15 protein-coding genes are annotated in these 14333 nt (G+C 40.3%); 9 read left to right on the forward strand and 6 right to left on the reverse strand.

Annotated elements, in window-relative coordinates; all coding sequences use genetic code 11:
• The 3 genes from QZR70_RS06405 to QZR70_RS06415 form a co-directional block, all read right to left on the reverse strand.
• A partial coding sequence (locus QZR70_RS06405; protein WP_295793912.1) for a hypothetical protein occupies positions 1–552 on the reverse strand: 552 nt, incomplete at its 3' end.
• Between the two features lie 659 nt (positions 553–1211).
• Positions 1212–1670 carry a DIP1984 family protein gene (locus tag QZR70_RS06410; RefSeq protein WP_295793914.1) on the reverse strand — a complete coding sequence of 153 codons (459 nt, stop codon included), beginning with the start codon at positions 1668–1670 and terminating at the stop codon, positions 1212–1214.
• 81 nt (positions 1671–1751) lie between these two features.
• The gene (locus QZR70_RS06415; protein ID WP_295793940.1) at positions 1752–2168 is read right to left on the reverse strand and encodes a GNAT family N-acetyltransferase; all 417 of its coding nucleotides are present in this window, start codon (positions 2166–2168) and stop codon (positions 1752–1754) included.
• Between the two features lie 529 nt (positions 2169–2697).
• Here QZR70_RS06415 and aroF point away from each other — a divergent pair.
• From aroF to QZR70_RS06455, 8 genes are all read left to right on the forward strand, one after another.
• Positions 2698–3711 (forward strand): 3-deoxy-7-phosphoheptulonate synthase, encoded by a 1014-nt coding sequence (gene aroF / locus QZR70_RS06420; RefSeq protein WP_105085021.1) that lies wholly within the window; start codon positions 2698–2700, stop codon positions 3709–3711.
• Positions 3712–3785: 74 nt separating this feature from the next.
• Complete coding sequence (aroB, locus tag QZR70_RS06425) at positions 3786–4838, forward strand: 3-dehydroquinate synthase (RefSeq protein WP_295793918.1); 1053 nt, start codon at positions 3786–3788, stop codon at positions 4836–4838.
• Between the two features lie 10 nt (positions 4839–4848).
• Positions 4849–6117, forward strand: a complete 1269-nt coding sequence (aroA, locus tag QZR70_RS06430) for a 3-phosphoshikimate 1-carboxyvinyltransferase (protein WP_295793920.1) — start codon at positions 4849–4851, stop codon at positions 6115–6117.
• A gap of 72 nt (positions 6118–6189) precedes the next feature.
• Positions 6190–7284, forward strand: coding sequence for a chorismate synthase (aroC, locus tag QZR70_RS06435; protein ID WP_295793922.1), 1095 nt, complete (start codon positions 6190–6192; stop codon positions 7282–7284).
• On the forward strand, positions 7271–8410 hold the full coding sequence (locus QZR70_RS06440) for a bifunctional chorismate mutase/prephenate dehydratase (RefSeq protein ID WP_005385244.1): 1140 nt from the start codon (positions 7271–7273) through the stop codon (positions 8408–8410). Before aroC ends, QZR70_RS06440 begins: the two co-directional genes overlap by 14 nt.
• A gap of 123 nt (positions 8411–8533) precedes the next feature.
• Positions 8534–9769, forward strand: a complete 1236-nt coding sequence (locus QZR70_RS06445) for a shikimate kinase (protein ID WP_295793926.1) — start codon at positions 8534–8536, stop codon at positions 9767–9769.
• A 349-nt stretch (positions 9770–10118) separates the two neighbouring features.
• A complete protein-coding gene (locus tag QZR70_RS06450; RefSeq protein ID WP_295793928.1) occupies positions 10119–10736 on the forward strand; it encodes a type II toxin-antitoxin system RelB/DinJ family antitoxin in 618 nt (205 codons plus the stop codon).
• Entirely contained in the window at positions 10733–11023 is a 291-nt protein-coding gene (locus QZR70_RS06455) for a type II toxin-antitoxin system RelE/ParE family toxin (RefSeq protein WP_105089808.1), read from the forward strand. Before QZR70_RS06450 ends, QZR70_RS06455 begins: the two co-directional genes overlap by 4 nt.
• A 24-nt stretch (positions 11024–11047) precedes the next feature.
• Here QZR70_RS06455 and aroD read toward each other — a convergent pair whose 3' ends face one another.
• The 3 genes from aroD to QZR70_RS06470 all read right to left on the reverse strand — a co-directional run bounded on the left by aroD (position 11048) and on the right by QZR70_RS06470 (position 13905).
• Positions 11048–11842, reverse strand: coding sequence for a type I 3-dehydroquinate dehydratase (gene aroD, locus QZR70_RS06460; protein ID WP_295793932.1), 795 nt, complete (start codon positions 11840–11842; stop codon positions 11048–11050).
• 317 nt (positions 11843–12159) lie between these two features.
• Positions 12160–13392, reverse strand: a complete 1233-nt coding sequence (locus QZR70_RS06465; protein WP_295793936.1) for an MFS transporter — start codon at positions 13390–13392, stop codon at positions 12160–12162.
• A 93-nt stretch (positions 13393–13485) separates the two neighbouring features.
• On the reverse strand, positions 13486–13905 hold the full coding sequence (locus QZR70_RS06470; RefSeq protein ID WP_005385239.1) for an Rrf2 family transcriptional regulator: 420 nt from the start codon (positions 13903–13905) through the stop codon (positions 13486–13488).
• Between the two features lie 147 nt (positions 13906–14052).
• Here QZR70_RS06470 and QZR70_RS06475 point away from each other — a divergent pair.
• A partial coding sequence (locus tag QZR70_RS06475; RefSeq protein ID WP_295793938.1) for a solute carrier family 23 protein occupies positions 14053–14333 on the forward strand: 281 nt, incomplete at its 3' end.

Genomic DNA, 14333 nt, shown 5'->3' on the forward strand with positions numbered 1-14333 from the left:
ACCTAAAATAATCATAATCCATGCGTTATCAGCATTTACACCGTTAGCAATAGCGATGTAGGCTTGTGCACAGGAAAGAATAAAGTAGATAACTGTTAAGTAAATCTTTGCTTTAGGAATTTTAGATGTTCCTGTTTTGTAACGTAATTTACTACCAATATAACCAGAAATACCACCAATAATAACGAGAAGTGGTAAAATCATTGCTACTAATGTAATGGCAGGGAATAATACATTTGCAATAGATGGAATCAACAATGCAATAACAGGTACTAAGAAAGAAGCTGCTGTTGCTGCGATTGGGAAATGTACCGCAATTGGATGTAAATGAAGATCTAGCAATTTTTCACGTTTTGTATTAATGCGACGTGGCTTGTAATCCATCCAAACTGTTGGAGGAAAACCACATGTTGGACAAGGTTGATCCCTGTACTTAGCATCCTCAATATATCCGCATACACGGCAAATTATCCATTCGGTACCTTGTTCAGGTGTTGATTTAGCTGCGGTAGAACTTGTTGCTGCCGTAGCTGCTTTTTGTTCTGCTGTCATAATGAAATCTCCTTACTTAAGAAATTCTATATAATTAAATAATGATTATTATTTAATTATATTATACCATAATTCGCTAAGTAAAAAGTAAAATTTATATACTTATCAAAAAATTAAATATGCCGTAGTACTAACGTATCTATAATCAAAGGTAGCGGTATTTAATTTCGATAACTTAGAATAATAACAAAAAAGACTCTATCTCCTTTACAGAGTTAGAGTCTGAATGCCGAGTCAGGATGCAAATAAAGTAGAGCAAAATAAGACCATACAAACACTTATCGGGTATGTATGTAATATCTAGTACACTTCAGCCAAGGAAACAGCATCAGCTTATCTTGTCATACCCGCTACAAAAGCAAGTACTTTTGTAGCTACTTTTACAAATTTAAACATCTCTCTCATTTCTCTCAAAGTAAAAATAATGTCATATAAAATATAAAAATATATATGAAATTTAGAAATAGTCCCCAACGCCACCCTCATCAAAATAGTTGACACATGGTAATACATTATAAAAAATAACCATACATTTATACGCCATAAGGGCCTACACAATACATACCTTCAATGCCCCGTACATGTAATGGAATAACATCTTTTTACGAATTAAGCAATCGTGGCTTTGTATCCACCCTATCTTGATTACCAACTTATGATTAATACTCTATTAAATCAACCGTCCAATTGGTTGACTGTAATAAATTATCTAAGATACGAATCTCCTTGGCTATTACATCTGCTGTTTTTTGTAATTCACTTACATTCACAGTTGCTATCATTTTAATTTCCGAACCACGAGCACGGTAGTTGATAGCACTTGCACTATCTGCTAAAGCACGATATGCAGATAGACGCATAATTGCACCTTCTTTTTCCGCTATAATTTGTGTTAAAGAACGCCCTTCAACAATAGTTGCACAGTTAGTAAGATTAATATCTTTAATGAGTTGTTGAAGTCTAGCAATTGCCGCTTCTAGTTCTTGCATCAACACTGTAGGGTTTTCATTAGGTGTTTCCCCTTCCTGTACTAAACTATTTTGATTTAAACGACCTTGCAAATCACTAATTTTTTTATTTAAGTCAGCTCGTTCTTGTAATGCCTCAGCTAGTTTCATATTCTCTCACCTCGTAACAAAATAATATGCGCATCAATTTATTTAATGCTACCCATCTACTTATTCTTATTATATAACGACTTATAAAACCTTTCGCATCAAGATATGTGGGCAACCTTCATCAAGGTATTCTTCCCCTTCTGCTTTATATCCGAGGGATTCATAGAATGGTTTTGCCTGTACTTGCGCGGATAAAGAGCAAGTCTTAAATCCATCGCGACGAATACCGTTTTCTGCAGCCATCATAATCTTAGTCCCTAAATGTTGTCCACGATACAACTTACGTACCGCCATGCGTCCAATGTGGGCGTCGCCTTCATCAGAACTTGGAAAGTACCGACAAGTACCAGCCGCCTTGCCATCTATAGATAAGAGAACAAATTTTGCTATATCATCTATTTCATCGAACTCGTCTTCAAAACCCTGTTCTTTCATAAACACATCAATACGTATTTGTTTTATTTCCTCTGTTATATGATCTAAGATTTGAATAACCATATCGTCTCCAAAGCGACTCATATATCGCTATTTATGTAAAATTATTTTTGTCATACTCTACCTAAGAGCGTCAATTGACGTGAGTTAGGTTCATCACCGAAAGGTGGTTATACTATGACTATACTACAATTTAGTCATGAATAGCAAAAATCATTTTTATACAAAAGACCTCATTATATCTGCATTTCAAACAATTTATGAAGCACATTATTTTTAAAACTTCTATGAAATTTAATTTTAAGTATTGCATAATCTTATCATTTGGGTTTATACTATACCCAACATTTTAGAAAGGAGCAATCAAAGATGACTAACCAAATTAGCCTCGCTACAAAACAATACTTTTATTGGTTCTTTATCCAACGTACGGGTAAGGAACTATTTGTGGTACGCTAATTAAGATTTAGTCATTATTAGTTGCTTAGAATAGTAAAAGGGCTGCCCGTATTAAACTACGGGTAGCCCTTTTTTGTTTGCTATCCCGTATGGTAAGCCCTACTATTCACTGTAGTTATAAGGAGGAATTATCATGATTATTACATTGAAACAAAACGCAGCAGAAACAGAAGTATCTCGTTTACGCAGTGAATTAGAGGAAAAAGGCTTCATTATCCATCCTGTAGAAGGTGCACGCTATAATATTTTAGGTCTTATCGGAGACACAGCATCCCTCGATGCTCGTCAAATCGAGTCCCTTGATTTCGTAGATAAAGTAACTCGCATCCAAGAACCATACAAAAAAGCAAACCGTAAATTCCATCCAGATGATTCTGTAATCAACGTAGGTGGTGTATTGATCGGTGGTGGTCACTTCGCAGTAATGGCTGGCCCTTGCTCCGTAGAAACACCTGAACAAGTACTTGAAACAGCAAAAGCTTGTAAAGAAGCTGGCGCTACAATCCTTCGCGGCGGTGCTTTCAAACCTCGTACATCCCCATACTCCTTCCAAGGCATGGGCCCAGAAGGCTTAGAATTATTAGAACTTGCTAAAAAAGAAACAGGCCTTCCTATCGTTTCTGAAGTTATGGATATTTCCCAATTACAATACTTCGATAACGTAGATATGCTTCAAATCGGCGCTCGTAACATGCAAAACTTCACACTTTTAAAAGAAGTAGGTAAATTAAACAAACCAGTTCTTTTAAAACGTGGTTTATCTGCTACATACGAAGAATGGTTGATGGCTGCTGAATACATCATGTCTGAAGGCAATGAACAAGTTGTATTATGCGAACGTGGTATCCGCACATTCGAAACTAAAACTCGTAATACATTAGACGTAACAGCAATCCCTATGATGCATGAATTATCCCACTTGCCAATCATCATGGACCCTAGCCACGCTGCAGGCATGAGCCGCATGGTTCGCCCACTTTCCCTTGCATCCGTAGGCGGCGGCGCAGACGGCCTTATGATCGAAGTTCACAACGATCCATCCAAAGCATTATGCGACGGCCCTCAAGCATTACGTCCAGACCAATTCACTAGCCTTATGAAAGAAGTTATCGCATTGCGCCAAGCATTGGTAGAATGCACTAAATAATCTCACATACCACACAAATAAGCTAGTATCCGTTATAATAGATACTAGCTTATTCTTTTAAGAAAGGAACCGTTATGACTCGCATTCATATTAACGCCTCCACACCTTACGATGTTGTCATCGAGGAAGGCGCTTTACAACGCATCACCGATTATATTAAACCGTTAAAACCAAATTGCCGTGTTATCATCGTTAGCGACAGCAACGTGGCACCACACTATTTGGATTCTGTGAAAGCTAATATGGAACATGCGGGTTATACTGTTTGTGATTATGTGTTCCCTGCTGGTGAAAGCTCCAAAAATGCTCATCAACTCATCGATTTAGTAGAGTATATGGCAGCTCAATCGTTAACGCGTAAAGACCTTCTCATCGCCCTTGGCGGTGGTGTTGTAGGCGATATGGCAGGCTTTGCAGCAGCTACCTACCTACGTGGCATCGACTATGTACAGGTCCCTACATCTCTATTAGCTGCAGTAGACTCCTCTGTAGGCGGTAAAACAGCGGTTAATCTCGAAGCTGGCAAAAACCTTTGGGGTGCTTTCAAACAACCTATCCTTGTTCTCTGCGATCCAACTACGCTCAATACATTGCCAGACATGGAATGGAAAAATGGATGTGGCGAGATTATCAAATACGGTTTCCTCGATGTACCAGGTTTATTAACCCAACTCGAACATAAACCATTAACTAAACATCGCGATAGCGTAAGTGCCGTTATCGCTCGCTGCGTTCAAGCAAAAGCGGATATCGTTGAGCAAGATGAACGCGAATCCGGTGTTCGTGCCCTCTTAAACCTTGGTCATACCTTTGGTCATGGCATCGAAAAGGCCAGTCACTTTGAAGTCCACCATGGCTATGCTGTAGCCATCGGTATGGTCCTCATGGCACAAGGTGCTGTAAAACATGGAGAATTAGATGTAGAGGCATTAGAAAAATTAAAAGCCCTCATCGAAGCACACGATTTGCCAACTACTACGACCATAACGAAAAAAGAGATCTTAGCAGCTGCTAAACATGATAAAAAAAGCGAAGGGGCAACTATAAAAATCGTAGTTCCAACAAGCTATGGACATAGTGAACTTAAGGTGGTAACACACGAAGAGCTTGCCACCTATTTAGATTAAGGAGATTTATATGCATTCCGTAACGAACGCCATTCCTACAGGGACGATTGCGTCCATTCCAGCAAAGGCACATGCACACCGCGCATTGATTTGTGCAGCCCTTGCTACCTCTCCATCTACAATATTACTGAGTCGTACCTCTAAGGATATCGATGCAACGATGGACTCCTTGCGAGGCTTAGGGGCTCACGTAGTATATGAAAATAAAATTGTTACCGTTACTCCTGGCCCAGCTCCAGCAAAAGGCAATGTAGTACCACACGAATCAGGTACTACATTACGCCTTTTATTACCTGTAGCAGCATCCATCTGTAATGATGTAGATGTAGATGCTAAAGGTCGTTTACCAGATCGTCCACTAGAACCTATGCTAGGTGAAATGAAAGCGCACGGCGTAACTTTTTCCCAAGATAAACCGCCATTTACTATGACAGGTCGTCTTCAAGGGGGCAATTTCTCCATGGTAGGCGATGTGAGTAGCCAATTCTTCTCTGGTTTATTGTTGGCAGCCCCTCAAATCGGCTTATCTACTATTACGTCTACGACACCGCTTCAATCTAGCGATTATGTAACATTAACTACTGAAACAATGCGAGATTTTGGTGTCGAAGTAGAACACACTTTACCAGACACAAACATCAATGAGGCTTTCACAGTACCATTTGGTGCGTACTTCATAGGTCGTGATAATTACCAAATCGAAGGCGATTGGTCTAATGCAGCAATCTGGATGGTAGCCGCTGGTATGACGGGCAAACCAATTACTATTACTGGTATGAACAAGAATTCTGTACAAGCAGACCGCCGCATCATGCAAGTTATGATTGATGCTGGTTGTGATGTGGTATGGGATGGTATGAATGTAACGGTTACAGGCCGAGCGTCGAAACCAATTCATGTAGATCTAGAGCAAATGCCTGATATGTTGCCTGTTATGGCAGCCCTGGCTTGCTCTATTTCTGGTGAAAGCGACTTTGTTAAGGGTGCTCGCCTACGCTTAAAAGAATCGGATCGTCTCGTAGCCGTTGCTAATCTCGTGAGAGACTTAGGCGGTACAGTTCGTGAAGACGGTGATGACCTATACATCATCGGTAGTGGTATACTTAAAGGTGGCCAAGGTGATTGCGTAAATGACCATCGCCTCGTTATGGCTGGCACATTGATGGCCCTCATCAGTGAAAATCCTGTTACCTTAAAAGATAGCGAAGCTATCACAAAATCCTATCCAGACTTCTTCGAGGACTGGAACTTACTGGGCGGTAATGCACAACCAGTTTAGATTTCTAATCCTATCTGGTGTAATCTAATAGATAATAGAAATAGTACGTACTATTTAGTAGGAGTTAATATAATGGCATCTAATTTCGGTAAAACCATACAGGTATCTACCTTTGGCGCCTCTCATGGATACGCTATCGGCGGTATTGTTGAAGGTCTACCTTGTGGACATACCATCGATATCGATGAATTAAAAGCCTTTTTAAAGCGCCGTGCGCCAGGGCAAAATCAATTAACAACGCAACGTAAGGAAGCCGATGTACCTGAGTTCTTAGCAGGTATCGTAGATGGTATGCTCAGTGGTTCTCCATTGGCATTTATGATCCGCAACACATCGCAGCATTCCAGCGATTACAATAACTTGCGCGACATCCCTCGCCCATCTCATGCGGACTTCACGGCTCGTATGCGCTACGGCGACAAGGTAGATATGCGCGGAGGCGGCCATTTCTCAGCTCGCCTTACAGCACCACTTTGCGTAGCTGGTGGCATCGCCCTTCAACTATTACGCGAAAAAGGTATCGAAATCCACGGCCATTTAAAACAAGTGGGACCGATCCAAGATGCTCCTATCGATATGGTTCATCCAGATATGAAAGCATTAGCTAACATCGTTACAGAACCAATCGCTATGATTGATCCAGAAAAACGTAGCGAAGTAGAAAACTTGGTCATGAAGCTCAAAAAAGACGGCGACTCTACTGGTGGTATCGTTGAAGTCGTTGCCACAGGCCTACCTATTGGCCTTGGCAATCCAAACTTTGACGGCATCGAAAACCGTTTAGCTCGCGTTATTTTTGGCGTACCAGCCATCAAGGGAGTATCCTTCGGCGGTGGTTTTGATATGTGTGCTAAACTTGGTTCCGAAGTAAATGATGCTTTCACCATGGACCGCGACAAGATTACAACATCTACCAATAATAGCGGTGGTATCCAAGGCGGTATTACCAACGGTTTGCCTCTCGTTATGCAAGTAGGCATCAAGCCAACACCATCCATTTATAAAGAACAACATTCTGTATCACTTTCACAAAAAGAGGACACATTGCTCACAATCCAAGGTCGTCATGACCCATGCGTAGCGCTTCGTGCAGTACCTGTAATCGAAGCTGTTACGGCCCTTGTTATTCTTGATTTCTTAGGAGATATTGACCATGAACTTAGATGAAGTACGCGTTAAAATTAACGACATAAACGATCAGATGCTCGAATTATTCAAAGAGCGCATGGAACTCTCCAAAGACGTAGCAGCGGCAAAGAAAGAAATGAATAAGGCCATTTACGATGCTAAACGGGAGCGCGATATTCTCGACAAAGTGACGAGAGATGCAGGTCCTGACCTCGACCTATATGCGCGTCGTTTCTTCGAAGCATTATTCAGCTTGAGCCGTACGTACCAGTCTGAACAATTATTCCAAGATAATGAGTTCACTGTAAAAATGAAAAAAGCCATTGAGCAATCCCCTACCTTGCCTCCTCAACGAGGCAGCGTAGCTTGTGCTGGCGTATTTGGCAGCAATGCACAAGTGGCATGCGATAAATTATTACCACTTAGCCAAATTCACTACGTAACAGGCTTCCGCGCCGTATTCGATGCCGTTGAGTCTGGCGAATGTCAATTCGGTGTATTACCTATCGAAAATAGCTCTAATGGCTCTGTAAAAGAAGTATACGATCTTCTAGAAGATCGCAAGTGCTATATCGTACGCGGTACACGCCTATGGATTTCTCACGACCTACTCGTGAAAAAAGGCACAAAACTAGAAGATATTCATACTATCATCTCTCACCCACAAGCATTGGGCCAATGTAGCCACTTCCTAGAAAAATTAGAAGGTGTAGAATTGCGCTCCTTCGATAACACGGCTCGTGCTGCACAGCTTGTAGCAGCTAGTGATGACCCTGGTGTAGCAGCTATTGCAGCGCCACAATGTGCAGACTTGTATAACTTGTCTCCATTGATGCGCAACATCCAAAATAGCGATAACAACTATACACGCTTTATCTGCATCAGCAAGGACTTCCATGTATATCCAGGGGCTAATAAAATCTCTGTAGTAACAACAGCAAGCCATGCTCCAGGTGGCCTTGGTACATTGCTTACCAAGTTTGCTAACATCGGCGTAAACCTTACAAAACTCGAGTCTCGCCCTATCGTAGGCCATAACTTTGAGTTCTTGTTCTACCTCGATTTAGAGGCATCTTTAGCGGATCCGAAGGTATTATCCGTTCTAGCAGAGCTTCATACATCCCAAGATAAGTTCCGCTTGCTCGGTAATTATCCAGAAAACTAATATATTCATCCGTACTAGTGCCTATAAGGGCATATATAGTACAATGAATATAGTTATAAAATTCCAATGGCTAATAGGTACCAGCCTATTAGCCATTCTATGTATATTGACCTAGGAGGTCCTATGAAATTTGGTTTACTTGGCCGTACGTTGGGCCATAGCTTCTCCCCTCGCATTCACAGTGCATTAGGGAATACAAATTATGAATTATTTGAGCGCGAACCAAGCCAATTGCAAGAGTTCTTTGCTGATCCAGAATTACAAGGTATTAACATTACCATTCCTTACAAGGTAAATGCCCTTGAAGCTTGTGATGTTATTGACCCTCGCGCAGAACGCATCGGTTGTGTAAATACAATGGTTCGCAAAAATGGTAAATGGCACGGTTATAATACAGACTATGATGGTTTTGTATTTACCCTACAACATGTAGGCATCGATGTAGCTGACAAGGAATGTATCATCCTAGGAGATGGCGCTTCCTCTGCTACCGTTCACGTAGCCCTCGAAGATTTAGGCGCTAAAAACATCGTTCATTTATCTCGTAAAACGGCTCCATTCTATGGTGATGCGCCAAACTATTATGAAACAACGCAGATTATTATTAACTGCACACCTATCGGTATGTATCCTCATAATCCAGCCAATCTCATTGATATTACGCAGTTTTCTAAATTGGAAGGCGTTGTAGACCTCATCTACAATCCACGCCGTACGATTTTACTGTTACAAGCAGAAATGATGGAAATTCCACATTGTGATGGCTTGCCATTCCTTGTGGCACAAGGCGTTGAGGCGGCTAAGCATTTCCAAGGTGAAAGCTTTGGCACAAAGGAAATCGAGCAAATCTTGCGCGATATGCGTCGTGAAAAGGAAAATATCATCCTCATTGGCATGCCTGGTGTAGGTAAAACAACAGTTGGTAAAGCCCTTGGCGAAGAAATGGGTCGCACTTGTGTTGATGTAGATCAAGAGCTAGAAAAAGAAATTGGTGATATTTCTACCTATATTACAGAACAAGGAGAAGATGCATTCCGTGAAAAAGAAGCAGAAATGATTGCAAAACTCGGCACACAAACAGGTCTTGTTATCTCCACTGGTGGCGGCTGTGTAACAGTGCCTAAAAACTACGCACACCTACGCCAAAATGGTCGCATCTATCAATTAACACAACCGGTAGAAAACCTATCTACCACCGGCCGCGTACTCTCCAGTGGTGGTCTAGACCGTTTGCGCGAGCTTGAAGAAATTCGTACACCAATGTATGAAAGCTTCGCTCAATGCATCGTAGAACACAAGCGCAATGCTCCAGAAACAGTAGCGGCTATCCTAGAAGACTTTGAGGCAAACTTATTATAAGAGCTTGTATATCACATTTGTAAAACCCTTTACAGATAAATGGCTAAGAGCATCTAAGTCAGCTAGGGCCTCAATAATCTTATAAGTAAATATATTTACATCTGTGTTTCTAGATAAAACTAAAACGCATATCATAATACCTATGATATAAACTGAAAAGCAGTAGTTATCCCTAAGGTAACTACTGCTTTTTTCTATGTTCTATGTATTATATGTATTTGTAGAAAATTACATTTGCAATTACAATGTAATTACAAAATAGGGTTGATTACTTAAATACCTTTGAATATACAATTAACAATATAAGCAAAACATTTCAGTCACAATCAAAAAATACTAGGAGAATACCATGAAAACCGTAAACCTACAAGTCCGCATCAACGAAGATCTAAAGCAAGAAGTATCTAGCATATTAAAGGCACAGGGCCTATCCTATACATCTATGCTAGATGCACTATTTCGTCAAATTATAAAAGAACGCCGCATTCCGTTTTCCATTGCTTTACCAACAACATCTACAGACAAAACACCAACGCCAAGTACACTCAATAATGACGGTACCTACGAACAACCCCAAACAACATTAAAGGCCTCAGATACTATAAATACATACGGAACATCAACAGAAAACGAGGTAGAAATATCCTTTGATAAGATTGATAAAAAAGGCATACTTAATATCCGGATAAACCCTAAAGTTAAGACACTAACAACAGCAGTCTTAAAAGAAATGGGATTAACTATATCATTGTTGATTACACTAATCTCCAAACAAATACAATTTTCAAAAGCAATTCCTAAGTCAGTAAACAAGCCTTTTGCTTGTGACTCTATGAATGCAGACTTTCTTACTGACGAAGAAATCGACCAACTACTGGAGTTGTCATATATAGATATAGAACAAGGTAATCTAACGCCTTTAGAAGATGTTATTTCTGAATTAAAGAAAGAGGGTCTTCTCTTATGATACATAAGATTGTACTATCTAAAATCGCTAAGAAAGACCTACGAAATATACTATTATCTTTAAAGGAAAAAACAGAAGATTTAAACCTTATTCTTCAACATCAGTCAGAAATCATTGATAATGCATTCTCCCTTGATATTTTTCCTGAAAGGTATCCTTTATATCACGGAAAATATAATAAGAAAAATTTACGAAAAATGGTCACAAAACATTATATTATCTTATACTCTATAAAAAATAAAACTGTAATAATTAATAAAATACTAGCACAAGGTATGAACATATAAAAAAGTCGGCTCTCGCCGACTTTTTCAATGTACTTTTACGCGTTTATGTTGTTGTTCGTCGAATACGCCATCTACGTCGATGGTATCAAGAATTCGTTTGAGTTCATATACATCGATTTGACCTGGTGCAGATGCTTTGCCAGCAGAGGCAAAGGTCATAGCATTGCCGAATAGAGCGCCTGCAGCGCGTGTAACAGCACCTAGTGGCCCCATGGCCATCGTAATGATTGGATCGGATGGATATAAGGCTTTTACTTCAGCTGTCGCCTCAAGTAGTGTAAGAACATCGCCCGTTGTATGCGGCATAACCGCTATCTTTGGCACGTCTGCCAAGAACTCTTTCATTTGAATAAGTCGATTTACAATGACCTCATGACTTGGTGTACCATTAAAATCATGGTTACTCATGATAATCGTAATACCATGTACCTTGGCAAACTCAATGGTTTTGAGCATTCTATCTTGATCAAAGAAGAGTTCAATATCGATAGCATCTACTAAACCTGTAGGAATAATGCGCTCTAACATTGTGAAGTAGTCTTGTGTGGAAATAGATTTCTCCCCGCCTTCACCCTTTGTGCGCCATGTAAATAACAAGGCACGACCTTTTAATTGAGGCTTGATGAGCATTAACAGTTCAATAATAGCGTCAATGGAGTGGGCCCGCTCGTAATAGTCAATGCGTAGCTCCACTACATGACACGGTGTATTACATGCAACCGCAGTGGCATCTAAAATTTCTTTCATTGTTGTGCCCACGATAGGCACACATATCTTTGTACCCTTTTCACCGAGTACAGTATGACCGATACGGACCATAATAACTCCTTTCCGTCCCACAGGGTGAGACAAATGACTTACCTTAAACTAACTATATACCAATATTTTGGTAAAATCAATCAATCTGCCTATATTGAATTGCTATTCACAAAAAGCGTATGAAAGCCAGTTATTATGCACTAAAACCGTATTCTTAGATTAACGATTAACATAATTTTTTGTTATATCCTATTCTCTCGGTCTTATTAAAATTGGTCATATTATTCAATCCTAATGAGTATATCTAATCTATCTAGATAATCTGTCCAAACAATAAAAACTCCACACATAACCGTGTGGAGCTTTCTTTTATGGTATTATTCGTGCTTGGCAGATAGTTTTCTAGATTGGAATGCCATATATAACAATAACAATCCTGTAATACTAAATACATAGGATATACCTATATAAGTGGATACAATACTGGCAAATACTGGTCCTACCATAGACCCAAATTGTTGAGCTGTCGTAGTCATACCAAACATGCGACCTCTAAAGCTTGGATCTGTATTAAGTGTTACCGCTGCACTTAAGGATGGATTAATACCTACAATACATGACCCAATTAAGACTTGTAATACGCCAAACCACCAAATGCCTACGGGTAAGCTTTGAAGCAATAGAACAATACCACTACCAATCATACAGTAGGATATGGTCTTAAAGTAGCCACGACGTTCACCAAGGCGAACCCATAGGTTTGTCGTCAAGGATCCTGCTAAGCCGCCGATGCTAAGGATGGTACCAGAAATAATGGCTGCCCCTTCCATGGTGCCTTGCATATCTCCGACATAGAGGGCCAAGATAGGTTGCAACATCATGATAGCACATTGCATGAAGAAGAAAATCCAAAGTAATCGTACTAATACTGGCTGTTGTTGAACAGCTTTAAAGTCTTCACGTAAGGATGTAGATTTAGTAGGTTGCGTCGGCTGTTCTTTTCCATCAGCACCTGTAGCATGTAATTTTGGTTCTTTCACAAAGAACAATACGGCCAAGGTCGCAATAAATACAGCGATGCCGGACACATAGAATACAGGACGCATGCCTACTACACTTTCAACGGCGCCACCTAAAAATGGGCCGATGACATTACCTAGGATAAGCCCCGTCTGGAAGATGCCTAAAGCCCTACCAACCTGTTTCTCATCAACACTGAGGGAAACCATGGTCATCGCTGCTGGATAAAACCCATTGGCAAAACCAACGAGGGCCCGCCCCATGAGTAGTTGATATTGGTCGGTAACTAGACCAATTAATACATAACAGATAGCAATTGCAAAACCGGCACGCAGGGCCATCCGTTTTTTACCTTTGTTATCCGCAATCTTCCCCCATATAGGAGCCATAATGCCCGCAATGAGGAAGGTAATACCGAAAACGAGGCCTGACCAAAGAGCTACATCAGCCTTTGGCACACCTAACTCTAAAAGATAGATAGGCAAAAACGGAATGATCATGGTGTAACATATCGCCAGTACCGTCATGGCAGCTGTAATAATCCATACATTGCGCATGCCACCGCGAGCATCATATGCAGTTGTGCTCATCCTTTGCCTCCTTTCATATATAAAAGTATATATAGCAATATACTTTTACATTCTATATAAATAAGAGCCGCATATAATACGCGACTCTCTCATTTATTCCGTTGGAAATTTGTGATCCATTACATCCTGTAAGGATACACGTTCCATAACGTGACGGAATTCATCTTGCAAATACTGCCACAATGGAGCAGTCAAGCAATCATTAAACATAGGACATGGCTCAACATCATCTTCTAAACAAGATACGAGAGCAATGGAGTCCTCTGCAGCATATAAAATTTCATATACATTGTATTCAGCAGGCGATTTCACCAAGCGATATCCACCGTATTTACCACGGCCACTTTTAACGAGGCCAGCGGAGGATAAGCGAGATACAATCCCCTCTAAGTATTTATCGGAAAATCCTTGGCGTTCAGCAATTTCACGAATGGGTACATTTTTTTCTACCCCGTGCTCTGCAATATCAGCCAATATCCGTAGAGCATAACGCCCTTTAGTAGATATTTTCATAAGTTAACCTCTAAGTCATTCATAATATATTTATAGTATATCATAAATTCATACAAAAAATGGTGGGAAATATGGTACACTATACATATATCGAAATATTTTCATTTAGATATAATTTTTAATTTCATATCGGGAGGGTGTTATCTAATGTTAGATAAACTATTTCAACTCAGTGAGCGCGGTACCACTGTTAAAACCGAGATTTTAGCAGGTATTACTACGTTTATCACAATGGCGTACATCCTATTCTTGGCGCCTAACATTCTTAGTCTCGCAGGGATGGATAAAGACGCAGTCCTCATCGCTACAGCCTTAGGTGGTGGCCTTGTAACGATTGCTATGGGTTTATTCGTAAACTATCCTATCGCCCTCGCTCCAGGGGTTGGCCTCTTAGCCTTTTACTCCTTTACCGTAGTTCTCGGTATGGG

This window comes from uncultured Veillonella sp., assembly GCF_900545205.1.
Classification (GTDB): domain Bacteria; phylum Bacillota; class Negativicutes; order Veillonellales; family Veillonellaceae; genus Veillonella.

Coding starts and splice junctions, on each gene's coding strand:
- aroB (WP_295793918.1), top strand. CDS start 3,786: ATGACTCGCATTCATATTAACGCCTCCACACCTTACGATGTTGTCATC.
- QZR70_RS06445 (WP_295793926.1), top strand. CDS start 8,534: ATGAAATTTGGTTTACTTGGCCGTACGTTGGGCCATAGCTTCTCCCCT.
- QZR70_RS06455 (WP_105089808.1), top strand. CDS start 10,733: ATGATACATAAGATTGTACTATCTAAAATCGCTAAGAAAGACCTACGA.
- aroD (WP_295793932.1), bottom strand. CDS start 11,842: ATGGTCCGTATCGGTCATACTGTACTCGGTGAAAAGGGTACAAAGATA.
- QZR70_RS06410 (WP_295793914.1), bottom strand. CDS start 1,670: ATGAAACTAGCTGAGGCATTACAAGAACGAGCTGACTTAAATAAAAAA.
- QZR70_RS06470 (WP_005385239.1), bottom strand. CDS start 13,905: ATGAAAATATCTACTAAAGGGCGTTATGCTCTACGGATATTGGCTGAT.
- aroC (WP_295793922.1), top strand. CDS start 6,190: ATGGCATCTAATTTCGGTAAAACCATACAGGTATCTACCTTTGGCGCC.
- aroA (WP_295793920.1), top strand. CDS start 4,849: ATGCATTCCGTAACGAACGCCATTCCTACAGGGACGATTGCGTCCATT.
- QZR70_RS06465 (WP_295793936.1), bottom strand. CDS start 13,392: ATGAGCACAACTGCATATGATGCTCGCGGTGGCATGCGCAATGTATGG.
- QZR70_RS06450 (WP_295793928.1), top strand. CDS start 10,119: ATGAAAACCGTAAACCTACAAGTCCGCATCAACGAAGATCTAAAGCAA.
- QZR70_RS06440 (WP_005385244.1), top strand. CDS start 7,271: ATGAACTTAGATGAAGTACGCGTTAAAATTAACGACATAAACGATCAG.
- aroF (WP_105085021.1), top strand. CDS start 2,698: ATGATTATTACATTGAAACAAAACGCAGCAGAAACAGAAGTATCTCGT.
- QZR70_RS06415 (WP_295793940.1), bottom strand. CDS start 2,168: ATGGTTATTCAAATCTTAGATCATATAACAGAGGAAATAAAACAAATA.